Source organism: Streptomyces syringium, from assembly GCF_017876625.1.
GTDB lineage: Bacteria > Actinomycetota > Actinomycetes > Streptomycetales > Streptomycetaceae > Streptomyces > Streptomyces syringius.
Genome location: NZ_JAGIOH010000001.1, coordinates 1 through 18,667 on the forward strand (window position 1 = coordinate 1; position 18,667 = coordinate 18,667).

General features: G+C 67.7%; 18 protein-coding genes and 2 pseudogenes. 10 read left to right on the top strand and 10 right to left on the bottom strand.

What is annotated here, in order from left to right; genetic code table 11:
• Positions 1-92 precede the first annotated feature (92 nt).
• Positions 93-605 carry a GNAT family N-acetyltransferase gene (locus tag JO379_RS00005; RefSeq protein ID WP_307841822.1) on the bottom strand — a complete coding sequence of 171 codons (513 nt, stop codon included), beginning with the start codon at positions 603-605 and terminating at the stop codon, positions 93-95.
• A gap of 293 nt (positions 606-898) precedes the next feature.
• Here JO379_RS00005 and JO379_RS00010 point away from each other — a divergent pair, with 293 nt between their 5' ends.
• A complete protein-coding gene (locus JO379_RS00010; protein WP_209513156.1) occupies positions 899-1,477 on the top strand; it encodes a dihydrofolate reductase family protein in 579 nt (192 codons plus the stop codon).
• Positions 1,478-1,642: 165 nt separating this feature from the next.
• On the opposite strand, the gene vph is transcribed toward JO379_RS00010, so the two are convergent.
• Entirely contained in the window at positions 1,643-2,506 is an 864-nt protein-coding gene (gene vph / locus JO379_RS00015) for a viomycin phosphotransferase (RefSeq protein ID WP_209513157.1), read from the bottom strand.
• 36 nt (positions 2,507-2,542) lie between these two features.
• Entirely contained in the window at positions 2,543-3,283 is a 741-nt protein-coding gene (locus JO379_RS00020) for a class I SAM-dependent methyltransferase (RefSeq protein WP_209513158.1), read from the bottom strand.
• 215 nt (positions 3,284-3,498) lie between these two features.
• On the opposite strand from JO379_RS00020, the pseudogene JO379_RS00025 reads away from it, so the two are divergent.
• Positions 3,499-4,031, top strand: a pseudogene (locus tag JO379_RS00025) (transposase); the annotation flags it as partial.
• A gap of 41 nt (positions 4,032-4,072) precedes the next feature.
• Here the strand turns inward: JO379_RS00025 and JO379_RS00030 are convergent.
• Entirely contained in the window at positions 4,073-5,371 is a 1,299-nt protein-coding gene (locus JO379_RS00030; protein ID WP_209513159.1) for a NucA/NucB deoxyribonuclease domain-containing protein, read from the bottom strand.
• A gap of 631 nt (positions 5,372-6,002) precedes the next feature.
• Here JO379_RS00030 and JO379_RS00035 point away from each other — a divergent pair.
• Together JO379_RS00035 and JO379_RS32960 are read left to right on the top strand one after the other, a co-directional pair.
• Entirely contained in the window at positions 6,003-7,295 is a 1,293-nt protein-coding gene (locus tag JO379_RS00035) for a hypothetical protein (RefSeq protein WP_209518367.1), read from the top strand.
• Positions 7,296-7,919: 624 nt separating this feature from the next.
• Positions 7,920-8,460: pseudogene (locus JO379_RS32960) on the top strand (DUF1152 domain-containing protein); the annotation flags it as partial.
• Here JO379_RS32960 and JO379_RS00040 read toward each other — a convergent pair.
• Positions 8,388-9,434 carry an NACHT N-terminal helical domain 7-containing protein gene (locus tag JO379_RS00040; protein WP_372449041.1) on the bottom strand — a complete coding sequence of 349 codons (1,047 nt, stop codon included), beginning with the start codon at positions 9,432-9,434 and terminating at the stop codon, positions 8,388-8,390. The pseudogene JO379_RS32960 and the gene JO379_RS00040 sit on opposite strands and share 73 nt — an antisense overlap.
• A gap of 224 nt (positions 9,435-9,658) precedes the next feature.
• On the opposite strand from JO379_RS00040, the gene JO379_RS00045 reads away from it, so the two are divergent.
• Positions 9,659-10,165 (top strand): HD domain-containing protein, encoded by a 507-nt coding sequence (locus tag JO379_RS00045; protein WP_209513161.1) that lies wholly within the window; start codon positions 9,659-9,661, stop codon positions 10,163-10,165.
• 44 nt (positions 10,166-10,209) lie between these two features.
• Positions 10,210-10,491: an NUDIX hydrolase gene (locus tag JO379_RS00050; RefSeq protein ID WP_307841823.1), complete on the top strand. Its 282-nt coding sequence runs from the start codon at positions 10,210-10,212 to the stop codon at positions 10,489-10,491.
• A gap of 202 nt (positions 10,492-10,693) precedes the next feature.
• On the opposite strand, the gene JO379_RS00055 is transcribed toward JO379_RS00050, so the two are convergent.
• The 3 genes from JO379_RS00055 to JO379_RS00065 all read right to left on the bottom strand — a co-directional run bounded on the left by JO379_RS00055 (position 10,694) and on the right by JO379_RS00065 (position 13,695).
• Positions 10,694-12,064 carry a phenylacetate--CoA ligase family protein gene (locus tag JO379_RS00055; protein WP_209513163.1) on the bottom strand — a complete coding sequence of 457 codons (1,371 nt, stop codon included), beginning with the start codon at positions 12,062-12,064 and terminating at the stop codon, positions 10,694-10,696.
• Positions 12,061-12,717 carry a TetR/AcrR family transcriptional regulator gene (locus JO379_RS33575; RefSeq protein ID WP_209513164.1) on the bottom strand — a complete coding sequence of 219 codons (657 nt, stop codon included), beginning with the start codon at positions 12,715-12,717 and terminating at the stop codon, positions 12,061-12,063. Before JO379_RS33575 ends, JO379_RS00055 begins: the two co-directional genes overlap by 4 nt.
• A 69-nt stretch (positions 12,718-12,786) precedes the next feature.
• Positions 12,787-13,695 carry an oxidoreductase gene (locus tag JO379_RS00065; protein ID WP_209513165.1) on the bottom strand — a complete coding sequence of 303 codons (909 nt, stop codon included), beginning with the start codon at positions 13,693-13,695 and terminating at the stop codon, positions 12,787-12,789.
• Between the two features lie 529 nt (positions 13,696-14,224).
• Between JO379_RS00065 and JO379_RS00070 the strand changes: the two genes are divergently transcribed.
• Complete coding sequence (locus JO379_RS00070) at positions 14,225-14,998, top strand: DUF998 domain-containing protein (RefSeq protein ID WP_307841824.1); 774 nt, start codon at positions 14,225-14,227, stop codon at positions 14,996-14,998.
• Here JO379_RS00070 and JO379_RS00075 read toward each other — a convergent pair.
• A complete protein-coding gene (locus JO379_RS00075) occupies positions 14,981-15,190 on the bottom strand; it encodes a hypothetical protein (RefSeq protein WP_209513166.1) in 210 nt (69 codons plus the stop codon). The genes JO379_RS00070 and JO379_RS00075 overlap by 18 nt on opposite strands.
• 326 nt (positions 15,191-15,516) lie before the next feature.
• On the opposite strand from JO379_RS00075, the gene JO379_RS00080 reads away from it, so the two are divergent.
• Entirely contained in the window at positions 15,517-15,972 is a 456-nt protein-coding gene (locus JO379_RS00080) for an SRPBCC family protein (RefSeq protein ID WP_209513167.1), read from the top strand.
• A 17-nt stretch (positions 15,973-15,989) separates the two neighbouring features.
• Here JO379_RS00080 and JO379_RS00085 read toward each other — a convergent pair whose 3' ends face one another.
• Positions 15,990-16,550 carry a hypothetical protein gene (locus JO379_RS00085; RefSeq protein WP_209513168.1) on the bottom strand — a complete coding sequence of 187 codons (561 nt, stop codon included), beginning with the start codon at positions 16,548-16,550 and terminating at the stop codon, positions 15,990-15,992.
• Positions 16,551-16,653: 103 nt separating this feature from the next.
• Between JO379_RS00085 and JO379_RS00090 the strand changes: the two genes are divergently transcribed.
• Positions 16,654-17,094 (top strand): YunG family protein, encoded by a 441-nt coding sequence (locus JO379_RS00090; RefSeq protein WP_209513169.1) that lies wholly within the window; start codon positions 16,654-16,656, stop codon positions 17,092-17,094.
• A 354-nt stretch (positions 17,095-17,448) separates the two neighbouring features.
• The gene (locus tag JO379_RS00095; protein WP_307841825.1) at positions 17,449-18,270 is read left to right on the top strand and encodes a lipase family protein; all 822 of its coding nucleotides are present in this window, start codon (positions 17,449-17,451) and stop codon (positions 18,268-18,270) included.
• Positions 18,271-18,667 lie beyond the last annotated feature (397 nt).

Here is an 18,667-nt window from a genome sequence, read left to right on the forward strand (position 1 = left end):
CTAACCACCCACACACCAGCGCCGCGGTGTGCCACACCGGTCACACCGCCGCCACCCCCGCGACAGCCCACCGGGAAAGTTCAGCAACCGTCTTACTGCACAAGCTTTTCCAGGAGGGTGAAGGACTTGGCCGTACCGCCCGGCTGCGGCTTGCCCTCCTTGTGGCCGACGACCTGGTACCCGGAGTCGCGGTAGTACGCGGTCAGCCGAGCGTTGCCTGCCAGACAATCGAGGCGGACCAAACTTCGGCCCGCCGCGGCCACGCGGCGCTCGGCGGCCTGCAAAAGCCGCCGCCCCGCCCCCGGCGCGACTGCGTCATGGTCCACCATCAACCGATGGACGTATCCGGCCGTCGGGGGCTGGGCTCCCCAGGCATCCTCGTCCTCCCACCACAACTCCCAAGCCCCGACGGCACGGCCGTCGGCCTCCGCGATCCAGACTTCCCCACCGTCCATGATCCGCAGGAAATGCTCCTCACCCAGCTCCCCGGGCTGCCACTGGCCGGTGATGCCCCGGGCGTTCATCCAGCGTGCGGCGTCATCACGAAGGCGTACGACGGTGGCAAGGTCAGGCCCGACGGCCAGGCGGAACAGCAGATCGCTCACGCCCGCGATCTTCGCACAAGCGTCCGCTTCTCCTGAAGGGGAATCAGGGGCTCAACACCGCTCAACTGCCGCACCGACCTCCCCCATCGGGCATCGTGGCCACCGTGAGCGCTACCACCCCGCGCCCGCAGCCCTGGCAGGCAGCCAAACCGCGGAGCGACGCTGACGAGAGATCGCCCTCCTTCGCGATGATTTTCGCGTGGTGGGGAAATCTGAGGGGATCCTGCGTGCCGTGACGAGTCCTACGGCGCCCGGCGGTCGTACTGTCGAACCGTCACCGAGGAGGACTACTGATGCGCAGCGTGACCTATTCGATGAGCGTCTCACTTGACGGCTACATCGTCGGGCCGGAGGGCGACTTCAACTGGACAGCGCCCGACGAGGAGGTCTTCCGCTTCTGGATCGACGAGATTCGACAAGTCGACGTCCACCTGTTGGGACGACGGCTGTACGAGACGATGCTGTACTGGGAGACCGCCGACCAGGATCCATCACTCGATGACTCAATGCTCGAGTGGGCCGCCATCTGGAAGCCCCTCCCAAAGGTGGTGTTCTCCACCACGCTGTCGACGGTGCAGGGCAATGCCCGCCTGGCCTCGGGCGGCCTGGCGGAGGAAATCGAGCGGTTGCGAGCCGAGCCCGGGGAGGGCGACATCGCGATCGGCGGCGCGACTCTCGCCGCCGAGGCGGCCGCGTTGGGTCTGATCGACGAGTACCAGGCCATGGTCCACCCGGTGCTGGTTGGCGGTGGCATTCCTTTCTTTCCCCAGCGCGAGCGCCGGGTAGATCTCGAACTCGTCGAAACCCGCACCTTCAGCTCCAGAGTCGTCTACCTCCACTACCGCGTGGCACGCCGCCAGGCCGTACTTTAGAAATGGCAGCCCCGCGCTGACGCCCCGGCCTGGTTCACCTCCGTCTCGCCCCTGGACGAAGGCTGCTACGAAAGTCGCCTGCCGCAACGCCACCCCGATTGACGAGGTGGTGGGCTTGGTCATGGCTGTCCGACCGCTCCCAGCGGCGGTCTCGCGGCCGATGTATCAGCAGTAGTCGGCCAGACCGTCCGCCAGCTCTTCTTCGTCACCGTCACGGATGGCGTAGAGAGCTTGTTGCAGGGCAAATGTGCCGCGAAACGCGGCAACGCGGGTGGCCAGTCCGTTGTCTGACCGGCTGCCGAGGGCTAGCACCCGCTCCAGGAGGGCGCGGCCGTAACTGGCGCTGATGGCTGCGAGGTCCTCGGCCGGGTCGCTGAGGGTGACATCGTCCCAGTCGAGTACTCCGGCGAGGTGCGGCAGGCCGTTTCTCCACTCCCACAGGACGTTCTCGGCACCGAGGTCACCATGCACCACCGCACGGGTGAGGTGGGGAAGACTGTCGAGTGCTGCGAGTTCCCGCCGAGCCCGTAGGCGCCCACTGTCGGACATGAGCTGGAACAACTCCCCGCGCACGTTCTCCGCGAATCGGTGCCACCGGCCTTCCCCTGCCTGAGGCAGAACCGCTCGTACCGTCTCGTCGGTGCCGGCACGGCTGAGTCCGGCAAGCAGCGTGGCGTACTGTGCCGCCACAGTGTCAACCACTCGGGCATCGTTGAGCATGTCAGCCTCCAACGGTTCCCCGGGAATGCGGCTGAGCACCAGGAACGGCACTTCGCCAGTACCATCGGCTCCGCCCTCGAACAGCGGCTCAGGTGTCCGGAAGCCGAGGTCGAGCCCGGCAAGTGCGCGCAGGGTGGCCATCCGCTCGGGCAGCCGGGCGGCCGCCGCCCGAGTGCGAGGCAGGCATACGACGCGGTCTGCTCCCATGACTACGTTATGGAATTGCCCCTGGCGTAGGGCGAGATCCTCTGGTTTGTCGTCAGGCAGCAGACGGCTCAGCAGAGCGTGGTGCGTTGTGCGGATGTCCACGATAAAGGATGCCTTCACGTCTCGGCGCGGCGGAACTTACGGTTTGTGGGTTACCCAGAGCAGTTCCGCCGGCCAGCGGTGTGCCCAGTCGGGTGGGTCGGTTTCGTTGTAGCCGTTGGGTGTACCGAGTTCGGGCCGCGGCTCGATGAGGTCGTCGATGATGAGACCCGCGCCGCGCAGGACCTTGACCCAGTCACCGTAGGTGAGCTGATAGCTGGTCGCGCCGTCGCCTTCGGCGATGGTGTTCAGCCCGAAGTAGTCCTGCTGCAGCGTCGTGGTCACACGGCTGGCGGCTTCGTCGTAGCAAGCTTCGAACCATGGGCTGGCGACGTTGAACACCAGGCGCCCGCCTCGGCCCAAGACGCGTGCGGCCTGCGGGACTGCCAGGTGCGGGGGCGCCCAGCTGAGCCCACCGAAGTCGCAGAACACCAGGTCGAAGCTGTCGGCGGCGAAGGGGAGTTGTTCGGCAGCACCTTGCACTAGAGGGTAACGGGCCGTTCCCATCGCGTGGGCCGCTGCGGCGAGTTGAGCTTCGGACAGGTCGAGGCCGACCACGGTGGCGCCCTCGGCGGCGAGCGCCCTGGACCACTGGCCGGCGCCGCAGCCGAGTTCGAGGACGCGCTTGCCGGTCACGTCGCCCAGGGCGCGCAGGTGCGCGTCGGGGATGGAGTACATGCCCCACAGCCGGGGTGTGGCGCCGATTTGCGGGTCGTGCTCGTGCTGGTAGGCGCTGCTGATCTGGTTCCAGAGCCGCCGGTTGGCGGGGATGCTGTCCACGTGCCGACTTCAGCACTGCCTGCCGGGGGCAGTCAACACGATGAGGGCACTGGCCGGCCCTCGCCTCGGTCCGGCCCTGGCTCGGCCCATGATCCGCCGGACGAGCCCTAGGGCCTGTCTGATGGGTCGGTGACGAACCGAGAGGAGAACTCGTTCTCGGGCATGTGGGACGGGAAGATCTCAGTGACGCGGAGTGGGCCAGGCTGAAGCCGTAGTTGCCAGGAAACGTTGGGCGGGGCGGGCGTTGGAAGTGTCACCGCAGGGTGATCAACGGGGTTCTGTTCCGGTTGCGGACCGGTATCCCAAGATCCACGTGGTGGGTGAGGGCGGCCTGCGGCCCCTGGCCCTACTGATCACACCCGGACAATGGGGCGACGCGCCTCAGATGATTCCGGTCCTGGAGAGCATCCGCGTCCCGCGGCCGAAGGGCGGGCACCCGCGCACTCGCCCGGACCACCTCAGCGGCGATCGCCCCTACAGCTCTCGGCGCAACCGCCGCTACCTGCGACGCCGACAGATCAAGCACACCATCCCTGAGCCGAGGAATCAGCAAGCCAATCGCTTGCGCCGTGGGAGCCGAGGCGGTCGGCCCACCAGCTTCGAGAAGGCCCGCTACGTTCGCAGGAACGAAGTGGAGCGCCTGATCGGGAAGTTGAAGCCCAACCGGGCCGTTGCCACGAGGTTCGACAAGCGAGCCTATGTCTTTCACGGCACTGTGACCCTTGCGACCATACGCCTGTGGCTTCGTGCACGACCCGTCAGACGGAACCTGACCGGCCCCTGGTCTGCCTACGGGGCGATGATCACCTGGAAGGCCTCGCCGTCGAGGATGCGGTCGGACCGCACCGCCGCGCCAAATTCTTTACTGCCCGCATCGACGTTGTCCTTGTTGGTGACGTGGCCGCGTACACAGGGCGCGTTTGTCTTGACATTGCCGTTGCGTAGGACCTTGACGTTGCTAACGTCCCATACGCCGCCCACTTGTTGGGGGAGGATGTCCACGCACAGGGTGCCCGCTTTGCCGCCCTCCTGGGTCGCGGCGAAGGGGAACTCGTCACAGGAGTCGTCCGGCACCGAAGGGTCTTTGACGAATCTGTCCGGCGCCCGGTTGCAGGTGAGGTCTCGACTGCGGTTTTTTTCCTCTTCGGTCATTTTCTTGTAGTGCAGGGGTTTGTTCTTGGTGCCCATGCTGAGGGTGGTCAGGTTGTTCTGTGCCCACTCGTAGGTGATGGCGGCGGCCCGGTAGAGGGACCTGCGGATGGTCACGTTGGCCATGTGCTCCGGGATGACGCAGCCCGTCCAGTCGCCGGTCTTGCCGTCACAGCGTATCTGGGGGCCGACCCAGTCGTTGTTTGCAGGCGGCAAAGGCACCCCGGGGACCAGGAGGTTCAGCATTGCGTGGTACTGGGGCTGGACCAGTGCTTCGCCGCCTGGGCCGACCGGAGAATTGTAGTCGATGGTCCCGCCGACGTGTTCGCCCACTTTCGACAGCTTCGCCACGAGGGGTGCCGACGCGGAGCACTGCCCGGTGCAGATGGCCTGCAGGACCAGTTCCACGGCGGGAATATTTTCCGTTTTGCTGTCCAGGGTGACGATCACGCTCTCTTTCCAGTTGGAATGCGGCACGGCCTTGAGTTTGGAGTAGATGTAGAGCCTGCCCGCAGCGGCACCGATCACCTCCTTCTGGTCGGGGCCGTAGTAGATCCACAACAATTCTTTTTCAATGCAGTACACGAGGCGGGTGGAGTTGTCGGGGGGCTGTTTGCCGCACAGGGCTTCCGGGCTTTCCGGGTCCGGTTGGTCGTCGCGGGGAGCGGGGGCAAGAGCACGTGCGGTGGCGGGGGCGGGGGCAGACGCCCCGGGCTTGGCCTCGTAGCAGGCCCACGCCGCGCCCTTGGGGGCCCCGCTGCCAGAGGGGACAGCCGTGCAGGTGCCGCGGCCCTGGGGGGCAGGCAGGGCCGTGGTCCGGGCAGCGGCGGCCGAGGAGGTTCCCAGGTCCAGCAGGGCGGCGGTGAGGGCAAGTGAGGCTATTGCCGCCAGCAGTCGTCTGACGCGTTCGTGGTGGCGATGTAAACGTGGTAGGGGCATGTTCGTTTTCTCCTTGTGTTTCCGTTTGGCCGGGGTTTCCTGCCCCGTGCTGGATGCGCTCGGGGCTCATGCGGACGCTGCCGGGCCGGTCGTCGGGACCGGCGTTCCTGCTTCCGGCTCACCGCCAGACGCCGTCTGGCTCGATCCGCTGAATTCCCTTCTGTTGTGCCGACTTTGTCTGCGTCCAATCGTTCATAGGGCCGCTCACGCTGGCGCGCAAACATTTAAGGCGCCGCGGCCGCCGAAGGCCGTCGGTTTCAGAACGGTCAAGTTGGCCGAATGTCGTGATGGCTTGGCGGCAGTCGGCTGCGCCGGGCGGATGATGAGAGGCCGGCCTGGCGGGCCCTGGTCGTCGCGGTGACAGCAGCAGAATCACGCCTGAACAGCCTATTTCTGCGGTGCCGGTGGCGGATCTTAGCTACGCGGATGAAATCTTGATGAGCCACCGGCAGGTCAAGGCTTCCTTGCAGCCCATGAAGGGTCATGGATTTCGCCTCGGACCGGCTGATTCCGTCATCGTCACTGCGTCGCTGCCGCCGCTACATTGACCTTGATCGACCACCACCCCCGCCGCATAACTGACAGAGCTCCGGCTTGGGGCGACATGACGCCCGGCCAGGGAAAGGGCATGATGGGTCACTTGAGATCTGCTGGCCGCTGGGCCAGAGGGCTGGTCGCCCTCACCGTAACCGCTGCATCGACGCTGGCCGCCATAACTGCCGTGGCCGGCCCCGCCGCCGCGGCAGGGCAACTGAAACCCGCCATAACCGCCGGCAAGCCGAAGCTCGGCGACGTCTGCACCTCCGCCGATCTTGGTACCCGTCACCCGATCATCAAGAGCGCCGAAGTCGCTCCCACCGTCACACACTTCAAGGGCTGGTACGTCACCGAGGGCTCGACCGGTAACCAGAGCGTCAACACGAACACGACGGAGACCATCTCCGTCTCCGTCGGCCTCAACGGCACCGTGCAGGGCAGCTTCGCCGTCGAGACCCTCGGCTCCGTCGGCGCGAGCCTGGGCCTGAACGTGCAGGTGAACTACACCTCCACCAGCAGCACGTCGACGTCCGTCACATGGAACTTCCGCACCCCCGGCTACTACGGCCTCTACAAGGGCACCAAGAAGGTCACCGGAACCTATGGCAGTCTCAACTGCAACCGCGTCCAACAGGGCGGCAGTTGGGCGCTGAAGTGGACCGAGGGACCCGACAGCGGCAGCTACACCACCTTCACCACTCTCGAAGAAGGCGCGGTGCGCTGCGAGGACAAGGTTCCCGCCAACAGCATCATGGCCAAGGCCCAGGGGCTGTTGGACTGCGGCTCCCCCGCCGCCACCGCGAAGCACCCGGCAGGCCCCGTTCCCTCGGCCAAGGCCGACCAAGCCAAGCGCGACGCCGGCAACGCTGCCACAGCCGCCGAGGCCGCCCAGAGGATGAAGGCCACCCGGGCCGCCAAGCCCGCTCCGCGCGCCGCCCTGAACTGCCAATCCGGCGTCTACAGGATCCACGTCCCCGGCAAGCCCCTGAACTGGAGCGCACCGCTCCTGGCCAACGACGGCATCCGCCTGCGCGAATCGAACTGGACCAGCGCCCACCTGGACAACTGGCGGCTGTGCAACGTGACGGAGCGCAACGGGGTCATCGAAGCGTCCCTGTGGAACTGGGGCAACGGCGGATGCGCGACCATCCCGGCGGACATCGCCAACCGGGAACAGGCCTACCTGACGACGGCCACCTGCGCGGAGGACGACCTCCAACGGTTCTACATCTACCGCGACGTACCCGGCAGCCCGAAGATCGGTCTGCAGAACAAGTACACCGGCTCCATGCTGGGCCACGACCGGTACGCGGACGGGGAGCTCATCCGCCAGTATTCCAGCGGCCGGCAGGACGGCACCGGTACGTACACCCTGACCGCAGTCTGACGGCCCCCACCAAGTGAGCGCGGCCCCGCACGTGAACCCCCGGCCTCCCGGCGGTTCCGTGCGGGGCCCTCCGCGTCACTACCCCGAGTCCAGCCTCGGGGACCGGTGCCCGCGGCTGAACGTCCCCGCTGCACGCGGCGAACCCCTGCCAAGGCGGTTCGCGCTTCAACCCGACGACAGGAGCGAGCTCAACCCCTGCGTATACAAGGCCTGTTGGCAGAGGCCTACGAGTTCTCGTCTCCGTTCGTCACCGACCCACCAGACAGGCCCTAGCCCTGAGGTATGACAACGGTGGGCTGTCCCGATGACCGCGTTCCGCATGACGGGGACCTGCGGATTCTCACACCCGGTCATACCCCGTCGGCCATTCCGCTGGCCTGATCGACCTACCCAGCAGCAAGCCAGAGGCCGCGGAGCACCATCCCCCCGCCATGACGAACTGGGAGGCAGCTGCTCCGGCAAGGCGTCGATGAGGGTTGGGCCTAGGGCAGTGGACGACTGTTTCGTGTGGCCGCGGCCGGGGCCGTGCCCGGCCAGCTCCCCCACCAGTACGTACAGGCCTCGGGTCGTCCCAGCCTGTCGCGCCTTAGGGGGCTGCGCCTCCTCCCGGGTCGACACCGGGCTCGCGGTGACGAATCCGGTCTGGGCACCCCTGAGGAGGACCTGACCAGCGTGGCGGCGCTGGCCGCGCTGGACAGCATAGAGACCCGGCTCGTGGTGTCGGTCGGGTTCGGCATAGACACCTATCACGGCGTAAACCACGTGCAAGTATTGGAGAATATCGCCCGCGCTGGAACGCGACGGCGCATACCTTGGCGCATTCTCAATACCGCGCGCCACCCGCGAGGGTGCTCTCTACCTGGACGCGGTGACGCACGCGCAGCACCACACGCCGGAACACCCCAGCATTGTGAACGGCTCCATCGCGGCAGCCGTGCGCGGCTCGTTCGGCGATGTCCAGTTCACCGACCGCACCCGAGGCAGCGATCTGTTCGTAAACCCGCTGATGTCCCTGTACTTTGCCTTCGAACTCCCCGGACTTGCAGCCCGCTGCCTCTACCTGGACCGACTCGAGGACACCCACCTGATGCGTCAAGTCCACTCTCGGATCACTGAATTCCGCGCGTCCACAGTGCCCCGCTCACCTCGCCGCTTCCCACACTGAAAACCTGCATGTTCCCCGCAAGCACGTCGATAACCTGCTCTCCGAGGAGGCTGAGGGGCACCGGCCCGGCGGGTGCGGCCCCGCCGCAGGAAAACGCAGGCGATGACGGCAGCGGGAGTCACTCGTGCTGAAGCAGTCGCCCTATGCGTTCTCTGTGCGGCCAGGTCGGCGAGCAGCCCGGTGACTCCCCCGAGGGAGCGGCGCACCTCGGTCCGGGTTGCCCGGTGTTCGATTCGGGTCGTCCAGAACCCGAACTCCGGTGCCTCTTTGGCGAGCTGGGCATACAGGGACTCGTACTGCCGGACCGCCTCGTGGGGCAGCTCGGTGCGGATCACCCGCCGGGCCTCGCCTCGGAGGGTCTCTGTCTGCGTGCTCCAGACGCGGAGTCCCTCGGCGAAGTCGAGGAATGTCACCGACAGACCCTCGTACCAGCGCTGCAGCTGGTCCGTGACCGATTCGAAGGGCCGGTGGGGCACGGGGCTCGGCGCGTCGGTGGCGGCGAGCGAGCGGGCGAACGCGGCTCCCCGCTCCCCCACTTGCGGCGCACCCGCGAGGGCGAGCCGTTCGCGGCGGGTCAACTCCAAGGCCTCGAGGCGGACGGGCAGATGTCGTTCCTCCAGAGCCTGGAACCAGGCGAGGACGACGATCATGGTGTGGGCGGCGTGCAGCAACTCGGTGCGCTCGGCACGGCCGTCCGCGCGGCCCAAGCGCCGGCCGATGCTCCGCACGGCGCCACGGCCGGGAGTCAGCACACTGCCCCGGGCATCGGCGATCCGCACGAGCCCGTCGCCGACCCCGCCAGTCCCGATGCTCAAGGCTCCTCCGAGCGCCCGGTCCAGCACGGCGACGGCGGGTGGGTCGCTGCCCAGCAACGCCACGCCAACGCGTCCGAAAACGACAGCAGCGTGCGTACCCCACCACGCCCCCGGTCGCTGTGGCACAGCGGCACGGCGCGAAGGCGCTGTTCGGCACACGGGACGCCGACTGCCTGCGTCCAGGACGCCGCCGAGCTTCGGGCGCGCACGCCGGCACTCCCCTTTTCATGGCACGCCCCTGTCCCAGAGGCCGGCACACGCCCGCAAGGTCGTTGCCAGGCGCGCTTCAGCCCGGCGGCAGGCTGTGGTGAGGTGGGAACCAGGGCCACCAGCGAGGCCGCCGTCGCCATCGCCATCGCGGCGGAGAATACGGAGGAGCAGACGTGACGTCCGTCAACGAGGTTGACTTCCTGGCTGACCGCGCGCACGCCGGGCAGGTCGACAAGATCGGCGTGCCGTACATCGAGCACGTCCGCGCCGTAGCCGCCGGGCTCGCGCCGTTCGGTGACGAACTCGTCATGGCTGGGCTTCTGCACGACATCATCGAGGACACCGACTGGACCGCCGGGCAGCTGCGTGCCGCCGGCATCCCCGTGCGGGTCGTGGAGATCGTGGAGGCGGTGACCAACCAGCCGGGCACTTCCTACACCGAGAGGATCCAGCGCATCACAGGCGACGCCCAGGCGACGCTCGTGAAGATCGCCGACAACGCTCACAACTCCCACCCCGACAGGGCCGCCCGGCTGTCGCCCGACAAACGGGCACGCCTCGCCGACAAGTACCGGGCCGCGCGCGCCGTGCTCTGGCCCCTCGCACGCAGAGACGACATCGAGGCCATCGTCCGTGTCGTCAACCCCTCACTGCTCGCAGAGCTGGACGAACACCAGTGACCTCAGAGCGACCCTCCCCTGTCACGTGATCGATAGATTGCCCTGTGCGGCCGGAGCGGAGCCGCGGAACTGAAACCTGGAGGGCAACGTTGGGGAGGCACGTACGTTCGCGTGTATCGGCGTATGTCATTGCTGCCACACGGGGCCAACTGCTGTTGACCCAGCTCTCGGACGCCTCACCCGTCTTTTCGCCGGGGCTGTGGCATCTGCCCGGCGGGGGAATCGAGCCGGGCGAGCAACCACGGGAGACGCTGGAACGCGAGCTGTACGAGGAGACCGGCCTTGAACTCTTTGACGATCGCCTGGTGGATGCGCGAACGCCCTAGTACGACCTGGAGAAGTCGGTGCTGTCCCCAGCCGCGATCGATGCGCTGGGAATGATCAGGCGCGAGGGGTACACGTCCTGCCCACCCCCTGAACCGAGTAGATAGCTCGACCTCGACCCGGCCTTCAGCGCCTCCTCGGCGAACATCACCCCCACCAAGCGGTGCGTGTCGGCAATCCGGGCCGTCGGGGCGGGAAGCGCGCTCAGGCGAGTGGGATGATTGTCCTGTACTTGCCGCCGGGTGCCTGCTGGGGTGGCTCTTCGGCCCGTTGGACGGTGACGTGGTCGAGCTTGTTGTCGGCGAGCAGGCGGGTCAGCTCCTTGTGGGCGGTCTGCCACACGCGGTCCGGGTCGACGCCGGCACGCGGGAGGATGCGTACCCGCAGGGTCGACGGAGCGGTCTGCTCGATCTGGAACTGCTCCACGCCCGGGGTGCGGTCGAGCAGGGTAGCGAAGGCCAATGGGGCGAGGCGGACATGGTCGCCGCGGCCGGTGGGGAAGGTGAGGATGTCGCCGACGCGGCCCTGCACGCGGACCGCGGGCAGCGGGTTGCCGCAGGGGCAGGGATCAGGGCGGAGCAGAACGCTGTCGCCGAGGTCGTAGCGCAGGAACGGCTGTACGCGGTTGGCGAGGTTGCTGATCAGGACGGTGTGCGAGAACTCTCCGGGCGGGGTGGGCCGGTAGTCGGCGTCGACCGGCTCGAGTACGGCCCAGTCGCTGTTGACGTGGTACCAGCCGTCCGCGCAGCTGTGGCTGAGGTAGGTGCACTCGGTCGCGCCGTACATCGTGCGGACCGTGGTGTGGAAGGCTGCGGCGATACGGTCGGTGTCGCGCGTGGTCATCGTCTCGCCGGCGGGCTGGATCAACAGGGGGGCGATGTGCAGGCGGCCGGCCTCCTGCTCGGCGGTGAGCAGCATGATCGTGCCGGCGTAGCCGATGACGATGGCGGGGCGGTAGGCGTTGAGTTGGGCGACCAGCTGCGGCATGGGAGTCTGCACCGAGAACGCGCGGAGCAGCTTGCTTCGCCACCCGCCCTCGCGGTTCAGGCGAGAGTATGCGGCGCACCCGGCGTAGTGCCCATCGACGGCGACCAGTTGGGCGAAACGTCCGCCGCGGACAGTGGCCCGGAGGATACCCGTCGGGCCCAGCCAGGTGGTGAGTGCGCGGGAGGTCAGCGCGGAGCCGACGTCCATGTACCGGTCGTCGAGGACGAACAGGCCGCGTCGACCGCTGGTGCCCGAGGTGGTGGCCACCAGGTATTTTCCGAGGAACCGCTGCCCGACCCGGTCCGGGTCGTCTGCGAATGTGCGTACTTTCTCCAGGGTGATGTCGCGGTCGGTCACCCAGTCGTCGAAGCGCCCCATCAGCTTCTTCTTGTCGGTGACCGGCAGCAGTGCCGGATCCTCCACTCGCTCGGGCAGGCCGTGGTAGAGCTCGCGGTAGTACGGCGATGCGGCGCGGGCGTGGGCGACCATGCCGGCTAACCGATCGCGCTGCCGCCGCGTGATCGCGGCCATGCCCTGCTTGCGGGCGCGGCGGATGTCCCGCCCCAGCCACGCCGTGCTTTCACTCATTGACCGGTGCTCCTTCGGGTAGCGGGTACGGCCGGTAGGCCTGCCTGTCGGAGGACAGCGAAGAAATAGGTCCTGATCTCTTCCGCGCTGGTGGTGTCGGGGTAGGCAGCGAGGTGCTGCAGCGCCGCGCCGCTGAGTATTTGTTGCAGGATCCCCGGGTCGCTGCCCGGCGGGAGCTGTCCGGCCGCGCGTGCCCGTTCGAGGGTGGTGCGCACCGCCCGGCCACGGTGGCGGCCATGGGCACTGTCATAGGCGCGGAGCAGCTCAGGGAGATCGTCCACTGTGCCGTAGAGGCGGCGGATCAGTCGGCGGGCGCGGGGTCGGCTGAGATGGTCGGCCCAGTCCGTGAGCATGCCGTCGATGTCCCGCCAGTCCAGTGCGTCCGGGGCCGTGTCCCGGTATTCCCATTCGACCGCCCGCACGAGCAGGTCGGTCAAGGTCGGGAACCGCCGGTACACGGTGGCGCGGGTGACCCCGGCACGGCGCGCTACCTGCTCGATGCTGGTCGAGCCGGCACCCCGCTCGATCAGCAGGTCGAGTGCCGCGGTGAGGATCGCCTCGTCCGCCTCCCGGCTGCGGGGCCTGCCGGGAGGCTGCGCGGTCGGGGTCGGCGTGTCGGCGGTGTGTCCGCCCTTGTCGTTGCCAGGCTTCACGGAAATTACAATACAGCACAGCTCTGTATCGTAACTAGGAAAGCGGTGCGGATGTCCCTCAGCCGCCCGTTATGCGTCGGCCGACCGGAGCGAGGTGAGGCGTGTCATCTCTTCGTCCGTCAGCCGCAGCGCGCCGGCTGCCACGTTCTGCGCGAGGTGGCCGAGGTCTCCGGTCCCCGGGATCGCCAGCACGTGCGGCCCCTGGTGCAAGGTCCAGGCCAGGCGGACCTGTGCGGGCGACACACCATGCGCGCGGGCGACGGCGTCCACCGCCTCACTGTCCCGGGCCACTGGATCCGCCTCGCGCCCGGAACCGGCGATCGCGAAGAACGGGACAAAGGCGATGCCGAGTTCACCGCAGAGCCGCAGAAGAGCCCGGTCCTCGTTCGACGCGCCGATCCCGTAAGGGTTCTGCACGCAGACCACCGGGGTGATGGCCAGGGCCTCGGCCAGTTGCTCGGACGTGACGTTGGAGATGCCGAGGTGCCGGATCAGCCCGGCCTCGCGCAGTTCGGCCAACACACCAAGGTGCTCACCGATCGAGCCGGTCCGCCGGCTCGGCGGCACGCGCAGGTTCACCACGTCCAGGTAATCGCGGCCGAGTTGGCGCAGGTTCTCTTCCACCTGGCCGCGCAACTGCGCCGGTGTGGCCCACCACCACTCGCCCGAGGGGCCGCGGCCCGGCCAGACCTTGGTAGTGATCACCAGATCGTCCGGGTACGGCGCAAGCGCCCGGTTGATCAGCTCGTTGGCCGAGCTCGTCGCCGAGAAGTAGAACGCGGCGGTGTCGATGTGGTTCACGCCGAGCTCGACCGCCCGCCGGAGCACGCCGATCGACTGCTCACGGTCACGCGGCACGCCGTTGCCAAAGGGCGCGGTACCGGTCAGGCGCATCGCGCCGAACCCTACGCGGTTGACGGTCAGATCACCGAGTTGCCAAGTACTGGGGACTGCCGCGGTGTTCGTTCGTGGGCTCATGAGATGGATCTCCTCTTGCGGGCTGGGGACGGGGACCCGTGGGTGCGTACAGGTCGCCCGGCGGGGCGGGCGCCTTCGAAGCAGGTTCACCGGTGCCGGGGGCAGGCTGCCCCCGGGCATGAAAAAAGCCTTCCCGGCGGACCGAAATCCGCACCGAGAAGGCTCGCGTGTAGGAACAATTTAGCAGGTCGGCCAGGGCCTCCACCAGCATGTCGTCGGGGTTGGCTTCGCTGTCGCCTGCCCTGCCAGATGCACATGAGCCGCTCTGCGCCAAGAGGTGCACTGTGCCACCCGGATGGCCCAGCAGCTCGATGCGTCGGGTGTCGTTGCGAAGGGTGTCTCAGACACTCTTGCGAGGAGCCCCAGCGGCTCTTCAGCCGCAATACGGAAGGGGTGACGGAGCACTGCTTTCCGTTCGGCTGCCTGAACCCACATTTCGCTGCCGCAGAGATCCGTGACGCTTCGAGGAATTTCACGGACAGAGCCTCTTCGCTGGCAGCCACACGCAACCCGGACTCCGAGGAGAACCGTGCACCAAGCCCTTGAGTACGACACGCCGCCGCGCGGACGCCGGCGCAGGCTGTGGGCCGCGCTGCTGCTGGGCACAGCAGCGGTGGCCTACAACGGCTGGCTTCTGGAGTTCCTTCTGCCTACAGGCCTGGACCCCAGGCATTCCTACGTAAGTGAGCTGTACGCAGCCGACCAGCCCTTCCACCGGCTGTTCAGCGGGATCGAGGTCACCTGCGCGCTGCTCGTGACCGCAGGGGCACTGCTGGCGCGGTGCACGCTGCCGGGCCGCCTGGCCGCTACCGGCTGGTGGGCGGCGATTGCCTTCGCCGGGTGCTCGGTGGCCGACACCATCGTGCCGATGCGCTGCGCGCCGTCGGTGGAACGCTCCTGCGAGGCTGTGAACCCGTGGCACACGACAACCAGTGCGCTGGTCCATTTCGCGATCTTCTCCTCCATGGCACTGCTCAGCGCCGCGGCCAAGGCCGGGCGCCCGAGGTTGCCATTGATCCGCCGCTGGGGACCCTGGGTGCTGCCGTGCGCCATGGTGTGTGCGGTGGCTACGGTCGGCCCCCTGTTCGGCGGGCCGGGCTGGCATGGCGTTCCACAGCGGGCACACCTGGTCCTGGTGGGAACCTGGTTCGCTCTCCTGGCGGTGGCACTGGTCAGGCCGTTGGCCCACGACCAGCCGGTTACCGGAAATCCGACAGCCGCGCACACCCCACCCGGTCGCTGCAGCGGCGTATCGGCAGCGACGTCTCAGGAGGACGGTCTGCGGTCAACGGCCGGACTGTGAGACTCCACTCGCGAGCTGGCCGATAAGGTCCAGGATTCCCTGCCCCACCGGGGTCGGCGCTATGAGAACTCCCAGCGCCAGAACGATGACCACAGTCAGCTTCTCGTCGGACCTGCTTCTGGCCTCCGTACGGCGGCGCAGCCGCAGAACGACGATGACCGCCAGCAGTACCGTCACGTTGATCGTCAGCAAGCGCCTTGCCTCCCGCCAGACCACGACCGTCCTCGCCCAAAGGCAACGGAGGTCCCCAGCCCTCTTGTCTAGCCCGACGTCGGCAGCACTGTGTAGGAGATATGTGCAATTGGCAGTAAAGCGTTCTCCTGGCTGGATTCCGCAGGTGGGCAGGCACGGCACACGAGCTTGACGGTTGACGGGTCAGCCGATGCGCACGTGGACGAAGAGGCCCCGGCCCCGCCCGTTCTTCCAGGGCGCTCTTCGGCAGGCCGGGAATCGCCGACGGTTTTAGGCTGGAGACGTCTGAGCGACGAAGCCCGGTTCACCTCGACGCCGGAGGATCCATGGCGGTACGGCACCAGCTGATCGAGCGGAGCCCGGAGGCGGTCTGGGCTGTCCTCGCCGACGGCTCCCGTTACGACGAATGGGTTGTGGGCACCGCCAGGTCGGCCCCGGCCCAGGGCACCTGGCCCGAGCTGGGCTCCGCGATCGAATACACCGTCCGGCTCGGCCCGTGGACGGCCTGCGGCCACACCTACGTACGCCGCTGCGAGCCGCCTCACAGGCTCGAACTCGAAGTGGACAGCGGGCCGTTGGGAACCGTCAGAATCGCCATCCAGATCCAGCCTTGGGGCCGCCACAGTCTCCTCACCATGGACGAACACCCCCTGCGCGGGCCGAGCGCGCGGCTTCACAACACCGCTCTCGACGCCGTACTGCAACTGCGCCACCGCCGCATGCTCGGCAACCTCGCCGCTGTGGTGGAACGCTCCCCCCGGCAACCCGGCGAACCAGCCTGAGCAGCGGCAACCAACGGCTACCCGACCCGCGACCTCCGCCACTCCACTTCGTCAGCGGTCATCGGGGCACGGATGCTGTCCACGTCACCGACCCGCGGATTGTCCGGTGTGCCGTACTCGCCGTAGGTGCCGATGACGGAGACGGCCACCTGGGAATCGGGCTGCCAGAACGTCCGGTAGTACGGTGCGTTCGCCGGGCTTTCCGGGATCTCCAGCAGGGGGACGCCACGCCGCTCCAGCAGGCGCTGCAGCTTCTCGAAGCGAAGCCTGGGGGTGAATCGGCCGTACCGGGCGCGGAGCGTCTCCTCGGTGGGCCCGAGGGTCCGGCCCCGGTATGCGAGTCTGTGCACCTGCAAGGTGAAGTGGTGGCCTGACCAGGGGAGTTCCACGGAAGCGCGGTCCCAGTAGAACTCGGTCAGGCCATAGTCACGGCACATGCTGCGGTCGCCGAACCGGTTCTCACCGAAGTTCGACCCCAGGACCTGGGTGACGCGGTCGGGAGAGTCCGTGGGACGCAAGCCGAGCACGGTGCCGGTGGTGACGACGTCCATGTAGAACGCCAGAGAGTACGGGGTCAATTGCCCTTCCTTGCTGCGGATCGGTCGCATGGTACATGCGGGGTGTCCCCCGCTGGCGGCCGACCTCCCGGCGATTGTCAGTGGTCTCGGCAAGGATGCCACCATGACGACTTTGCTTCTCAGCGACATCGAATACGCCGTTCGCAGCAGTTGGAGCGCCGATACGTGCACCCCGGAATTCCGGCCGCACTGGAGCCCGGACAACCCGGCCCGGGACCAGTGCGGCGTGACCGCCATGGTCCTCAACGACCTTCTCGGCGGTGAGCTGATCCGCGGAGAAGTCCATGTCAACGGCGAACGCACGGACTACCACTGGTGGAACCGCTTGGGCATGGGCGTTGAGATCGACCTCACCCGAGAGCAGTTCCGGCCGGAGGAGGTCATCACCGGGGGCATCGTCATCCCCCGCCCGCCGGTGACCGAGTGGCACCGGCTCCGCGAGGAGTACGAGCTTCTCCGCGACCGTGTCACGGAGAAGCTCGTCCGGCAACGGACGGCGGTTCTACCGTCGGCTGCGACCGCGACAGCCGGCTCCGCCTGCTGAGCCGGAACCGAAGGTCCGGTGCACGGCGGAGCGCTTGGCGGTGGCCCCAGCGGGGCCCTGCCACGGGGATTCGCCGGCACCGAGCCGTCCAGCGAGCCGGCCGCCGCCAATTCCAGCAGGGCGGCGGCGTGCCGCTCGTCGGTGGGCTCGAAGGACTGCCTGCTCCTGCCGTTGAATGACCTGGCGTCCGGAAGCCCTTCCACGACGAACGGGCCTTTTCGCAGGGACTTGTGCCCCCTTCCGGGTGAAGGCCAGGCGAGGCGGCATGGGGCGTGCCACCGCGGCCGGATACGACAGGTGGCGACCCAGCCGCTTGGGCAGCCGTCACGGCTGTCCCGCCCGAGAGGTCCATCTGTGTCCCCTCCGTCAGTGATCGATCACCACGCGACCGGCTACAGCCTGCAGCACGCCTACTGGATGGCCCAGGCCGCCGACCTGGCCTACAAGGACAAGGCCAGCATCGAGCGGCAGGCCGGGCAGTGGGGCTTCGACCAGGTCCGCCACCACGAGTCCCGGTTCACGCCGCCCTTCCCCCTCGAGGACACACAGGCGTACACCATGGCCGGCGATCACATGATCATCATCGGCTTCCGTGGCACGGAGCCGGCGCAGATCCGTGACTGGCTGTCCGACGCCACCACGCCTCCGTGGCCGGGCCCGGCCAGGACCGGGTACGTCCACTACGGATTCGGCGAAGCACTGGACTCGGTCTTCCCTTCAGTTCGCGACAGCCTCGCCGAACTGCGCCGCCAGGAGCAGACGGTCTGGTTCACCGGCCACAGCCTCGGTGGCGCGCTGGCCATGCTCGCGGGATGCCGGATGTATTTGGAGGAGCCGAGGCTGCGTGCGGACGGTGTCTACACCTTCGGCCAGCCCCGCACCTGCGACCGGCTCCTGGCCGCTGCCTGCAACAAGGGCTTCAAGGACCGGCTCTACCGGTTCGTCAACAACAACGACATCGTGCCCCAGATGCCGCCCGAGCCCGCCTATACCCACGTCGAAGCCCTGCGTTACATCGACTCCACGGGCAAGGTCCACAATTCCCCACCTCGGTTCAGCACCCTGACCGATCGCGTCCGGGGCATGACCGCCGACATGTTCGCCCCGACGAGCGACGGCGTGCGTGATCATTCCATCAAGAAGTACATCGCCGCCTTGGAACACAACCTCGTCTGATCGATACGGGACGCGAACCACTTACCGCCGCCCGGCGTTGGAGTGCTCGGTGGCCGGCCGTACCGGTTGCCGACGTGTTGGTCGTACGTGCATCCCCCCATTCGGCGGAGGGGACGGGCCCTCAGGCTGAGGTCGGCGACGCCTCGGTGAACGATCATGGAGAGCCCGTCCGGACCGTTGGGGTGTGCTGTACGTCCTCGCGCTGACCGTGGTCTCCGGAGCGGCTGGGTCGGTTACCTGCAGACTTCGAACATGGCGGCGGGCGGCGTCATGGATTCGGCGGCCCAGAAGGTGCTCCTCGTCGCTTGTTACGCCCCTCTGCTCGCCTGGGCGCCTCTTTTGACGCTGGCAGCCATCGCGTACTACCGGCGCCGGACGACGGCTGTCCCCCTGCAGG

Excerpts from the sequence above, each read along its gene's own strand:
- JO379_RS00080 (WP_209513167.1), top strand. The coding sequence starts at position 15,517 with ATGGCGGTACGGCACCAGCTGATCGAGCGGAGCCCGGAGGCGGTCTGG.
- JO379_RS00035 (WP_209518367.1), top strand. The coding sequence starts at position 6,003 with ATGGGTCACTTGAGATCTGCTGGCCGCTGGGCCAGAGGGCTGGTCGCC.
- JO379_RS00010 (WP_209513156.1), top strand. The coding sequence starts at position 899 with ATGCGCAGCGTGACCTATTCGATGAGCGTCTCACTTGACGGCTACATC.
- JO379_RS00065 (WP_209513165.1), bottom strand. The coding sequence starts at position 13,695 with ATGAGCCCACGAACGAACACCGCGGCAGTCCCCAGTACTTGGCAACTC.
- JO379_RS00030 (WP_209513159.1), bottom strand. The coding sequence starts at position 5,371 with ATGCCCCTACCACGTTTACATCGCCACCACGAACGCGTCAGACGACTG.
- JO379_RS00055 (WP_209513163.1), bottom strand. The coding sequence starts at position 12,064 with ATGAGTGAAAGCACGGCGTGGCTGGGGCGGGACATCCGCCGCGCCCGC.
- JO379_RS00090 (WP_209513169.1), top strand. The coding sequence starts at position 16,654 with ATGACGACTTTGCTTCTCAGCGACATCGAATACGCCGTTCGCAGCAGT.